Source organism: Uliginosibacterium sp. sgz301328 (assembly GCF_041807905.1).
Taxonomy (GTDB): Bacteria; Pseudomonadota; Gammaproteobacteria; order Burkholderiales; family Rhodocyclaceae; genus JBGVSA01.
Map to the genome: position 1 here is coordinate 39,737 of NZ_JBGVSA010000028.1, position 11,421 is coordinate 51,157.

12 protein-coding genes are annotated in these 11,421 nt (G+C 66.1%); 4 read left to right on the forward strand and 8 right to left on the reverse strand.

Annotation, left to right across the window (positions count from 1 at the left end; all coding sequences use genetic code 11):
• Nucleotides 1-5: 5 nt before the first annotated feature.
• Together ACDA63_RS17300 and ACDA63_RS17305 are read right to left on the reverse strand one after the other, a co-directional pair.
• Entirely contained in the window at nucleotides 6-767 is a 762-nt protein-coding gene (locus ACDA63_RS17300; protein ID WP_373664532.1) for a 2-keto-4-pentenoate hydratase, read from the reverse strand.
• A gap of 109 nt (nucleotides 768-876) precedes the next feature.
• On the reverse strand, nucleotides 877-1,875 hold the full coding sequence (locus tag ACDA63_RS17305; protein WP_373664533.1) for a bile acid:sodium symporter family protein: 999 nt from the start codon (nucleotides 1,873-1,875) through the stop codon (nucleotides 877-879).
• 118 nt (nucleotides 1,876-1,993) lie between these two features.
• On the opposite strand from ACDA63_RS17305, the gene ACDA63_RS17310 reads away from it, so the two are divergent.
• A complete protein-coding gene (locus ACDA63_RS17310) occupies nucleotides 1,994-2,905 on the forward strand; it encodes a LysR family transcriptional regulator (protein ID WP_373664534.1) in 912 nt (303 codons plus the stop codon).
• A 3-nt stretch (nucleotides 2,906-2,908) separates the two neighbouring features.
• On the opposite strand, the gene ACDA63_RS17315 is transcribed toward ACDA63_RS17310, so the two are convergent.
• The 6 genes from ACDA63_RS17315 to ACDA63_RS17340 form a co-directional block, all read right to left on the reverse strand.
• Nucleotides 2,909-4,213 (reverse strand): YgcG family protein, encoded by a 1,305-nt coding sequence (locus tag ACDA63_RS17315; protein ID WP_373664535.1) that lies wholly within the window; start codon nucleotides 4,211-4,213, stop codon nucleotides 2,909-2,911.
• A 58-nt stretch (nucleotides 4,214-4,271) separates the two neighbouring features.
• Nucleotides 4,272-4,853, reverse strand: coding sequence for a DJ-1/PfpI family protein (locus ACDA63_RS17320; RefSeq protein ID WP_373664536.1), 582 nt, complete (start codon nucleotides 4,851-4,853; stop codon nucleotides 4,272-4,274).
• Nucleotides 4,854-4,930: 77 nt separating this feature from the next.
• Nucleotides 4,931-5,632 carry a TIGR01621 family pseudouridine synthase gene (locus tag ACDA63_RS17325; RefSeq protein ID WP_373664537.1) on the reverse strand — a complete coding sequence of 234 codons (702 nt, stop codon included), beginning with the start codon at nucleotides 5,630-5,632 and terminating at the stop codon, nucleotides 4,931-4,933.
• An 8-nt stretch (nucleotides 5,633-5,640) separates the two neighbouring features.
• On the reverse strand, nucleotides 5,641-6,582 hold the full coding sequence (locus ACDA63_RS17330; RefSeq protein ID WP_373664538.1) for a Nudix family hydrolase: 942 nt from the start codon (nucleotides 6,580-6,582) through the stop codon (nucleotides 5,641-5,643).
• 20 nt (nucleotides 6,583-6,602) lie between these two features.
• A complete protein-coding gene (locus tag ACDA63_RS17335) occupies nucleotides 6,603-7,304 on the reverse strand; it encodes a M15 family metallopeptidase (protein WP_373664539.1) in 702 nt (233 codons plus the stop codon).
• 7 nt (nucleotides 7,305-7,311) lie between these two features.
• Nucleotides 7,312-8,175, reverse strand: coding sequence for an ATP-binding protein (locus tag ACDA63_RS17340; RefSeq protein ID WP_373664540.1), 864 nt, complete (start codon nucleotides 8,173-8,175; stop codon nucleotides 7,312-7,314).
• Nucleotides 8,176-8,361: 186 nt separating this feature from the next.
• On the opposite strand from ACDA63_RS17340, the gene ACDA63_RS17345 reads away from it, so the two are divergent.
• The 3 genes from ACDA63_RS17345 (at nucleotide 8,362) to ACDA63_RS17355 (ending at nucleotide 11,223) form a co-directional block, all read left to right on the forward strand.
• Nucleotides 8,362-9,603, forward strand: a complete 1,242-nt coding sequence (locus tag ACDA63_RS17345; RefSeq protein ID WP_373664541.1) for a murein transglycosylase A — start codon at nucleotides 8,362-8,364, stop codon at nucleotides 9,601-9,603.
• Nucleotides 9,604-9,700: 97 nt separating this feature from the next.
• Nucleotides 9,701-10,603 carry a helix-turn-helix domain-containing protein gene (locus ACDA63_RS17350; protein WP_373664542.1) on the forward strand — a complete coding sequence of 301 codons (903 nt, stop codon included), beginning with the start codon at nucleotides 9,701-9,703 and terminating at the stop codon, nucleotides 10,601-10,603.
• Nucleotides 10,604-10,677: 74 nt separating this feature from the next.
• Nucleotides 10,678-11,223 carry an NUDIX hydrolase gene (locus tag ACDA63_RS17355; protein WP_373664543.1) on the forward strand — a complete coding sequence of 182 codons (546 nt, stop codon included), beginning with the start codon at nucleotides 10,678-10,680 and terminating at the stop codon, nucleotides 11,221-11,223.
• Nucleotides 11,224-11,421: the final 198 nt, after the last annotated feature.

Genomic DNA, 11,421 nt, shown 5'->3' on the forward strand with positions numbered 1-11,421 from the left:
GCCCGTCACTGGCTGATGGTGATCTCCAACGTGCCCAGGCCGCCGTAGCACACACGCACCGGCACGCCGACCGGAATGTCGATGACGCCGGCGTACGATCCGGTGATGACCGCCTGCCCGGCACGCAGGCCTTCGCCATGCGCGCGCAGGTATTCCGCCAGCCAGTACACGCCGACGCGCGAGTGTTTGTTCGGATGATGGCCGGAGAATTCGCGCACGGCGCCGCCGTCCGATTCGACGGTCAACGGAATCTGCGCGCGCGCCTTGTCCGCGCCGACATCCACTTTCGGACCAATGAACAGGCCGTAGTTGTTGAGGCAGTCGCCCATCATCTCGAAGAACGAATGGGCCCCGGCATCGGCGTAGCGGTTGCCGACGAGTTCCAGTGCCAGGTGAACGCTGCCGATGGCCGCGTCGACTTCGTCCGGCATGTAGGGCGCATCGCGTGGAGGCAGATCGTGCGACATCACGCAGGCCAGTTCGGGCTCGATGCGGACGGTGTCGCCCGGCGCCCAGGCCTTGACCGGCGAGACGGCGAAAATGGTGGAGCCATGGATCGGCGCGTAGGCGACGTGGTCGGGCAAGGGCAGCACGCATTTCCAGCCGCCGATGCGTTCGCCCAATCGTTCGACGACGAGGCGCTGGATGGCCTCGGCCTGTGCTGCATCTTGCGGACGTTGGTCAGCCGGCACGTCAGCGATGGGCGTGCCTCCCTGACGAGCCTGCGCCAGCCGTTCGGCTGCGGCCCGGAGTTGTTCGGTATTCATTGTGAGTCTCCGCCAAGTGAAATCCCCGTGGGTACGACCAGTCTACCCCGACTGGCCGTGCCCAGAGGTTCGAACGCCCGCGCGGGAAGAAATTCCCGCGCCGCGTCGATCAGGCGGTGGAAGCCTGGGCGGCCCGCAGCGCGGCCTGCTTGCGGGCGTGGTAACGCTGCGCGAGCACGGCGCAGGTCATCAACTGGATCTGGTGGAAGATCATGAGCGGCAGCACCATCGGCCCGACGAGGTGGCTGGCGAACAGCACCTTGGCGATGGGCACGCCGCTGGCAAGGCTCTTCTTCGAGCCGCAGAAGACGATCGTGATCTCGTCCTCGCGATTGAAGCCCAGTCTGCGCGCAATGAACGTCGTCAGCGCCAGCACCAGCGCCAGCAGCGCGCCGCACACGATCAGCAGACCGACCAGCGCGGGCCACGGTGTGTCGTGCCACAGGCCTTCGATGACGGCGGCCGAGAATGCCGTGTAGACCACCAGCAGGATCGAGCCCTGGTCGGTGTATTTGAGCATCGGCTTGTGGCGATCGACCCAGCCGCCGATCCAGCGGCGCGCGATCTGACCGGCCACGAACGGCACCAGCAGTTGCAGCACGATGTTCCAGATACTGTCCATCGAGAACGCTGCCGTGCCGGACGCCGACATCAGCATGCCGACCAGCACGGGCGTCAGGAAGATGCCCAGGATGTTCGACGCCGACGCGCTGCACACCGCCGCCGGCACATTGCCTTCGGCCATCGACGTGAACGCGATCGACGACTGCACGGTGGACGGCAGCGTGCACAGGAACAGCACGCCGAGGTACAGCTCCGGCGTGATGACAAAAGTCATCAGCGGGCGCAGCACGATGGCCAGCACGGGGAAGAGCACGAACGTGCACGCCAGCACCACCAGGTGCAGGCGCCAGTGCGTGATGCCCGCGATCACCGCTGCGCGCGAAAGCTTGGCACCGTGGAAGAAGAACAGCATCCCGATCGCCACGTCGGTGATGACGTTGAAGACTTCGGCCGTCCTGCCCTGGCAGGGAAAGAAGCTGGCGATGAGGACCGTCGTGACCAGCGCGAGGGTGAAGTTGTCGGGGAGAAAACGCGGGCGTGCCATGCGCGCACCTGATTGTTGTCGTACGAAGGCCGCATTACACCGCCGCGACGTCTAAAATACAAATTCATTTATCGCATGAATTCATGCGCATCTGGCATGAATTGTCCGCTGCATCGCCATGACGCCAAACATATCGCTTCGTCAGCTGCGGGTATTTCTCGCCGTCAGCGAGCATGCCAGCTTCAGCCGTGCCGGCGAAGCCATCGGCCTGACCCAGCCAGCGGTGAGCCGCGCCATCCGCGAGCTGGAATCCGAACTCGGCCTGACGCTGCTCGACCGCACCACGCGCGAAGTCTCGCTGACCGCTGAAGGGCGCGCGCTGGCGGGCGAGGTCGGGCGTCTCATCGATGAACTGGAAACCGCGCTGCGGCAGGCCCGTACCCGCAGCGAAGCGCGCAGCGGACGCGTTCGCGTGGCGTGTGCACCGACCATTTCCGCAAGCCTGATGCCCGCCACGATCGCGGCGGCGGCCCAGCGCTATCCGCAGATCGAACTGGTGTTGCACGATCTCGTGCAGCGGCTGGTACTGGAAAGCGTGCGCAGCGGCGAGGTGGATTTTGCGGTGATCGTCGACCCGATTTCGGCCAACGACCTGGTCGTGCAGATCGTCATGACCGATCACTTCTACCTCGTCTGCCCACGCGACCATCGGCTGGCGAAAGCGGCACGGGTCAAGTGGACGCAACTGGAAGGCGAGTCGCTGGTGCTGCTCGACTACAACTCCGGCAGCCGTCCGCTCATCGATCGCGCGCTGGCTCAGCACGGCGTGCAATACCGCGTGGTGCAGGAGGTGGGACACTCGACGACGGTGTTCCGCCTGCTCGAGGCCGGCATCGGCGTGAGCGTTCAGCCGGGCCTGTCACTACCCCTGCCGGGAGACGCGCTGGTCGCGCGGCCACTGATTCCCGACGTTACCCGGCCGATCATGCTGGCCCGCCGCCGCAACCGTTCGCTCTCGCCAACGGCGCAGGTCATGTGGGATCTGGTGCTCGACACCGCCCGCGCCATGGCGCCACCCACGTCGCCGTAACCATCACCAACTGCTCGATGCGCCGCCTCCGCCGCTGGAGCCGCCCCCGCCGCTCGAAGAGCTCGAACTGCTCGAACTGCTCGAACTGGACGACCCGGACGACGATCCGCCCGAATGGCCCGAACCTCCTCCGCCACTGCCCGGCTTGATCCAGCCCACGCGTGGGTGCGCACCGATGGCGACGACGATGGCCACGATCACGCCGACTGTCAGGCTGCCGGCGATGACGCCGACGACCGCACCGAAGATCAGTGCCGAATAACCCATGAATGCGTAACGCTGCCCGAGCAACATGCCGAAGCCGCCAAACAGCAGCAGGAACAGCAGCCCGGCCACGATGAAGGCGATGAAGAAAAGCGGCACGACGGTCCACGCCGGCAGCGTATGGGTCAGCAGGCGCGCGACCGGAACGGGCACCACGTCGACGATGTCGGCGCCTAACGTCAGCCCGTTGCCGCCGTCGCCATCGCCGGTGATGAGGCCAAGGCAGGCGAGGAACACGCCGAGGGCGCCGCAGACGATCAACGCCACCATGCGTGGCGTGCCGGCCGGTTTCTCGACAGTCCGCCGCACCACTTTCTTGTCCTTGCGACCGACGGTCTTCTCCACCACCCGTGCGCGGCGAAAATGTCCGCGCATCGCCAGGTAGAGCAGCACCATCAGGGCGAGGATGACACCCTCGTTCACGAGCACGGTGTAGTAGCGGGTTTCGCCCGCCGGCGCCCAACTGGCGACCCAGCGTTCAAGCGGCGGCGCGGTGAATGCAGGCGCTGGCAGATCTTCGTGCCGGACCAGTGCGCTCAGCGCATCGACGCCAGCGGTGATACCTGCCGCATAGTCGCCGCGGCGGAATGCGGGGGCGAGATACTCGTCGAGAATGCGTTTGGCGATGGCATCGGGAATGGCGCCCTCCAGGCCGTAGCCGACTTCGATGCGCATGCGGTGGTCGTCGTGCGCGACAACCATCAGCACGCCATCGTCGACACCCTTCCGGCCGAGCTTCCACGTGTTGAAGACGCGGTTGGCGAAGGGCGCGATGTCCTCCTCGGCTGTGCTGTCCACCGTCAGCACGGCAACCTGGGCGCCCGTGTCGGCTTCCAGTCTTGTCAGTGCGCCTGCAAGGGCGGCATGCTCGTCGGCCGAAAGCAGCCCGGCCTGGTCCACGACGAGCGAGAAAGGCGGGGCGGCCACCTCCGCGCGCGCGCCGACGGCGAGCAGCAGGGCGAACAGCGGCGCGACAAAGATGATGAACAGGCGATTGCGCATGGTGGCCGGGAAGCGTGGCACGAAACAGCGCTCATCTTCCATCGACCACTTGTCCGCTGGCTGCGCGCGATCAAGCGTCGTCGCGCGCAGCGGGACGTGGCTACAGTTCGATACGCGTGCCCAGTACAACGAGGAATTGCGAGATCCACGCCGGGTGGGCGGGCCACGCCGGCGCGGTGACGAGTTTGCCGTCGGTGACCGCGCCGTCGATGGGAATCTCGGCGTAGCGGCCGCCGGCCAGTTCGACTTCCGGGCGGCAGGCCGGGTAGGCCGATACCCTGCGGCCGTCAATGACGCGCGCCGCGGCCAGTATCTGCGGCCCATGGCAGATTGCCGCCACCGGTTTGTCGGCGGAGAAGAAATGCTTCACGGCGTCGATCACCTTCGGGTTCAGGCGCAGATATTCCGGGGCGCGTCCGCCGGCAATGAGCAAAGCGTCGTAGCTGGCCGGATCGACCTCGGCGAAGCTCGCGTTGAGCGAGAAGTTGTGGCCGCGCTTTTCCGAATACGTCTGCTGCCCTTCGAAGTCATGGATGGCCGTGGCGACCGTCTCGCCCGCCTTCTTGTCGGGGCACACCGCGTGCACCGTATGTCCGACCGCCTGCAGCGCCTGGAAGGGCACCATGATTTCGTAGTCTTCGACGAAGTCGCCGACCAGCGCGAGGATTTTCTTGGCTGCCATGATCTGTCTCCGTGGGGTGTGCGCGCAGCGCGCAAGCGCATGTTGAGCGCGTCGGAGACAGCCCTGGTGTTAGCCGGTTACTGCACGGGCCGGGGCGCTTGCCAGCGTGGCCAGGGAAGATCGAAAGGCGGATGGGCATGGAGCATCTGCGAGGTCTCGGCGCTCGTGAATGCGCTCCCCTCGTCCGGTGGCAACATGAACTGGCACATCGTGCCGTGCCATTCAAAGCGCAATGCCCACGCGTGCAGGTAGCCGCGATCCGCCGCCGCGCCGCCGTAGCGCGCGTCCCCAAGGATCGGGGCGCCCAGACTCCTGAGTGCCACGCGGATCTGGTGCGTACGGCCCGTGCGCGGCCGCACGATGAACAGGCGCAGACCATTGGCCAGCGTGAAACTGAAGAACTGCGTCACCGCCAACTGCCCGCCCTCGCGCACGAACTTCCAGCTACCGCCGCGCCCCTTTTCCATGCCGCCCTGGATGCGGCCCTGGCTCTTCGACGGTTTGTGGTCCGAGAGGGCCACGTAGTACTTCTCGATGCGGCCCGACTCGAACAGTTCGCCCAGCTCGCGCGCGGCATCCGCGTTGCGCGCCAGCAGCACCAGCCCCGACGTGATGCGATCGAGCCGATGCACCGGATGCAGATCGGCAAGACCGGCATCCGCGCGCAGCCGCGTCACGAAGCCTGGTGTGTCGCCATCGTTATGAAAGGAAACCCCGGCCGGCTTGGCCGCGACGATGAAATCCTCGTGCGTGGCATCGACGATCCATCCCGAGGACATGCCGCCGCTCACCGGCCCCAGATGCTGCGTACCGCCGCGATGCCGTGTGCGCCAGCGCCGCGTGCGTCCGACATGTCGGATTCGCGCAGGCCGCCGATGGCGACGACCGGCATGGGCAGATCGCGCGTCAAAGCGTGGAATTGCTCCCAGCCGATGCCCGCCTTGCCCGGGTGCGTGGGCGTGGCTCTGACGTTGCCGAGCACGGCGTAATCCAGCTCCAGTTCTGCCACGCGTTCGAGTTCTGCGCGCGTATGACACGACGCTCCGACCCATTCGAAGCCGGGGCGTGCGGAGGCATCCGCCAGTTGTGCGGCGGTCAGTTGCAGGCCGTCTGCGCCGACTTCGGCGGCCAGCGCCGCATCGCCACCGACGATCGCCAGGGCGCCCACGGCGCGGCAACGCGCCACGACTTCACGTGCAAACGCCTGGCGTGTGCTTGGAGGCAGGGCGTGTTCGCGGATGACCACGGCCTGCAGGCCCACCGCCAGCGACGTATCCAGCGCGGACAGTTGCGCGTTGACGCCGATCTCGTGCGCGTGCGTCACGCCGAAGCGGCGCGGCAGCCGCAACGCTTTGAGGATCGGTCCGTTGGCCGGCAACATCGGGCCGACTTCGAGCGCGTCGGCGCGCTGCCATGCCAGGGCGCTGTGCACCAGCGGCTGGGGCTCGCCCGTCCAGTCGTAGACCTCGAAGAAATTCAGCGTGACGTGAGCATGTTCGTACAGGTGCCGGCGCACGATCCACGGGCGGGCGCCGTGGACCTTGATGGCGAGCTCTTCTTCCAGTTCGCGGATGACGGCATCGTGGGCGGTTTCACCGGGTTCGACCTTGCCACCCGGAAATTCCCAGTAGCCGGTGTAGAACGTCTCCTCGCCACGCTGGCCGAGCAGGAAGCTGCCGTCGGGGCGAGTGATGACGGCGGCGGCGACGGTGACGATCTTGGGGGTCATTGCAGCGCTTCTCTGTGAATTCATACGGGCCATGCGGGGGCGCCGACACGGCAGACTTGTACGGTGTGGATGTGTTCGATGCGTGCCAGCACGCGCTCGCGTCCGGGCATGTCGCTGGCCGCTTCGATGGCCTCGCGCATCAGTTCGGGCGTGAGCGCACCCAGCGCCGGCACCGCAAGCGGTGCCCAGCTCAGATGCCAGGGCTCAGGGTGCAGGCCGCCGCGCTCGATATCGTAGGGCCGGAAGAAGCCGAATTCGATCGGCCCGGTATGCAGCCATTCGCCCAGGCGCGCGAACGGGCCGCCGGCCACATATTCGTCCGGCAGCAGACGTGGGCGATAACCGTCGGGCAAGGCCGCACGATCGATGACATCGAATTCGCTGCCCCAGTGATGACGGCTGGCGCCGGGCAGGGCCGACCACGAAAGGATGGCGTCGACCAGACCGTCTTCGTCGAGCGCGCCGTGCGGAATGACGCCGCCGTCCGCGTCGTAGAGCGGGCGCTCGCCATTCCACTTGGCGGTCCAGATTTTCATCTGGCCGGCAAAATCGCGGAATGCGCTGAGCGGTACCAGATCGATGCCGTGGCGCGCTGCCGCCGCGCGCATGTGCATGAACGCCTCGCCGGCCTTGTCGTGGGCGACGAAGCGCGTGGCCTCGTCGATCACGAACTCGCGCACGTGGGTGCGGGCGCGTCCGGTCAGTTCGAGGGCGCTCAGCATGGCGGCGTCAGGCCACGCGGCCGGCGTAGTCGCGGGCGAACTGCAGCGCCACGCGGCCGCTGCGCGAGCCGCGCATCATCGCCCATTGCAGCGCTTCGTGGCGGATCGGCTCCCAGTCGGTGACGTCGACCGACAGCTCCACCAGCCAGTGGCGCACGATGTCCAGGTATTCCTGCTGGCTGAACGGATAGAACGACAGCCACAGGCCGAACCGTTCGGACAGCGAAACCTTCTCTTCGACTGCCTCGCCCGGGTGGATTTCTTCGTCGTTGCGATGGCCGGCGAGGTTCTCCGAGTGGTACTCGGGCATCAGGTGGCGGCGATTGGAGGTTGCGTAGATCAGCACGTTGTCCGGCACCGCGGCGAACGAACCGTCGAGCACGCTCTTGAGCGCCTTGTAGCCGGGCTCGGCGTCTTCGAACGACAGATCGTCCGAAAACAGGATGAAGCGTTCGGGGCGCGTGCGGATGAGGTCGACGATGTGTGGCAGATCGGTGAGATCGGTCTTGTCGATCTCGATCACGCGCAGGCCATCCTTGCCGTATTCGTTGAGCATGGCGCGCACCAGCGAGCTCTTGCCGGTGCCGCGCGCGCCGGTCAGCAGCACGTTGTTGGCCCGACGCCCCTGCACGAACTGGCGCGTGTTGGCGTTCATGCGCTCCTTCTGCGTGTCGATGTCATGCAGGTCGGCCAGATTCATCGGCAGCAGGTTGTGCAGCGGCTCCAGCCAGCCACGCCCGGCACGCGTGCGCCAGCGATAGGCGTGGGCGCTCCAGTCTGCCTCGGGCGGCAGCGGCGGCAGCGAGGCCTCGATGCGCGCCATCAGATGTTCGGCGCGATTGACGAGGCGTTCGAGATCAGCGGGGCTCATCGGGACGATCCTTTTGCGGTTTCTTCTTCGGCCAGGTCGCCCACACAATCAGCAGCAGCAATGCCAGCGCGACGCCGGCTTCGACAAAGATGATCCACATGTGCGTTGGGGCGCGAATGCCCGGACCGATCCATACGGGAGCGCCAGTATACTTTCTCCTTTGTTTCAGACCACCTCCGTATCCCGATGAGATTCATTCTCCCTGCCCTGCTGGCCGTGCTGCTCGCGGCATGCGCCTCCAGCCCCACTCCGCCGCCGGCCCAGGCGCCCGCCCTGCCGGGCGCCACCGCTGCCCAATGCCCCGCCTGCCCGGTGTGCCAGCAATGCCCGGTCCCGACCCAGCCCGGCGTACCCACCCCACCCCCCGCGCCGGCTTTCTCCGCTGCCGCGTGGGACCAGGTTCCGGGCTGGCAGCAGGACGACCTTGCGCAGGCGTGGCCTGTATTCCTGGCCTCGTGCCGCGCGCTGCGCCTGCCTGAGATGGTGTCGGCCTGGACGCCGGTGTGCGACGCGGCGCGCCAGTTGCCGGCCAATCCGTCGGCCCGCGAAGTCCGTGCCTTCTTCCAGTCCCGCACGCAGCCGTGGGTCGTGCACAACGCCGACGGCACCACCGAAGGCCTGCTGACCGGCTATTACGAGCCGCTGATCCGTGGCAGCCGCAGCAAAACCGCGCGCTACTCGGTGCCGGTTTATGGCGTACCGGACGACCTCATCACCGTCGACCTGTCATCGATCTATCCGGAACTCAAGAACATGCGCCTGCGCGGCCGCGTCGAGGGCCGCAAGCTGGTGCCCTATGGCATGCGCAGCGACATCGAAAAGCGCACCGATGCCAAGAGCATCCTGATGTGGACGGATGAGCCGATCGACTTCTTCTTTTTGCAGGTGCAGGGCTCCGGTCAGGTGCAGATGACGGACGGCAGCCGCGTGCGCCTGGCTTACGCCGACCAGAACGGCTACCCGTACCAGTCCATCGGCCGCTGGCTGGTGCAGAAGGGCGAACTCAAGCTTGAGGAGGCCAGCATGCAGGGCATCAAGGGTTGGGCCACGGCCAATCCCGGGCGCCTGAACGAACTGCTCGATGCCAACCCGAGCTATGTCTTCTTCCGCGAAGAAGCGGCCACCGGCACCGGCCCGCGCGGTTCGCAGAACGTGCCGCTCACTGCCGGACGCTCGATCGCGGTCGACATCACCACAGTGCCGCTGGGCACGCCGGTCTTCCTGACCGCTCCGATGCCGGACGGGCCGGCTCTGCAACGGCTGGTGCTGGCGCAGGATACCGGCGGCGCCATCCGCGGCCGTGTGCGCGGCGATTACTTCGTCGGCTTCGGTCCGCAGGCGGGTGCCACCGCCGGGCGCATGAAGCAGCGCGTGCAGATGTGGGCGCTGTGGCCGATCGGCGCCACGCCGCCCGAGGCGCGCAAGTAAGCGCCCGTTCCGCAGGGCGGGCCTAGCGACGCCTGCCCTGCAGCCGTTTGATCCGGCGCGCTGGCACCGTGCACCGGATCGTCGCTAGGATACGCACATGCGTGTCACCGCCGCCTCGTTCCTGCGCACCATCCAGGCCATGTCCAGCGTGATGTCGTACATCGACAGGCACTTTGGAGAGGACATCCGCCTGCGCGACCTCGCCGACGTGGCGTGCATGTCGCCGAATCACTTCGATCATGTGTATCGCCAGAAGACGCGCGAGACGCCTATGGCGACCGTCCGCCGCCTGCGACTGCAACGCGCCCGCAGGCAGATCGAACGTGGCGAGACCTCGATAACGTCCATCGCCCACGACGCGGGTTACGGGTCGCTGGCGGCATTCACCCATGCCTTTGTCCGCACCTATGGATGTTCGCCCAGTGCGCTGCCTGCGCCGACAACCGAAGCGGCACGGCCGGTGCCGATCACGCTGCGTCGCCTGAGCGGGCTGGATGTCGTGTGCATGCCGTATTCAGGCGCCATGCACGAGTGCCACTGCGTGGGCAAGCAGCTCGACGTGCAGGCAGCCTTGGCGCGCACGCCCGGATGGCGGCAATTGCGCATGTTCGATGCGGGCACCCTGTACGACACGCATGCGCAGGACCACATCGACATGCACGTGGCCATCCCGGTGGTGCAGTTGCGTGCGGCGTTGCTGCACGTGGATTGCATGACATTGCCGGCGCAGGATTACGCTGTCATCACGCTTGTCGGCAGGGGCATGCCCGCGTTGGCACAGATTCATCAGCGTGTCCGGGACGAGGCGGATGCCGAGCCCGCCGAAGGCCGTTCATTCCTGCGCGACCTGGACGTCGTTCGCGGCTATGCGCTGCCCAGCGAATACCGGCGCGAGCTGTGGCTTCCCGTCGCGCTCAGCCAGCGATTGACTCTTGCTACCCCGACCGATTTCGTCGTCCCTCGTCGCCCGCCACGACGGGCCGCCCGATCAATAGCGTAAAAGCGATCAAACATCGCGACCCGTCCATGGATAGGGTGAGGCCTTCCGATTTCTGGAGAACAGGGAGGAGAGGCGTGAAGCGGTGGAAACAGATTTCCGAGCACGTAGTGCTTTCCGATCAGTGGCTAACGTTGAAGGCGAAGACCTACTGTCTGCCTTCCGGTGCTCAGATCGAGCCGTACTACGTCATTGAGGATAAAGAGTGGGTGCATATCGTGGCCGTAGCCGACGATGGCTGCGTTGTCACGGTGCGCCAGTATCGGCCGGCCGCGAATGCTATATGCATAGAACTTCCAGCCGGTGTTGTGGAGACAGGGGAGGACATCGGCGTTGCTGCGCGGCGTGAGTTGCGGGAAGAGACGGGCTATACAGCGAAGTCCATGACACTGATCACTTCGCTTTGGGCCAATCCGGCGCGACAGACTAACCGTGTGCATGTGTTCCTTGCTGAATCTCTGAAGAAGGCCGGGGCGCTGCAACTGGATGTAGCCGAAGACATCGAATGTGGTCGTGCTTCATTTGATGATCTCTTCTCAATGGCAGTCGCTGGCTCTTTCAGTCAATCCATGCACGTGGCAAGTCTCGCCATCGTGCAGGCGTACCTCGCCATCCGACCCTGATGAGCGCCAGAACGGTGGGATGTTCGGGCGTGGCCTCGACTGCTAATGCTCGACGGCCGGGAGTTCGTCCCGGCGGCCGAGTCACTTTCTTGTTTTCGACAAGAAAGTAACCGTCGATCCGACCCCAACATCACCGCCAGCCTGCAGCTGGTCCCCTGCGCTACTCGTCAAGTCAGGCGGCTGCGGAACTCGTCGCTG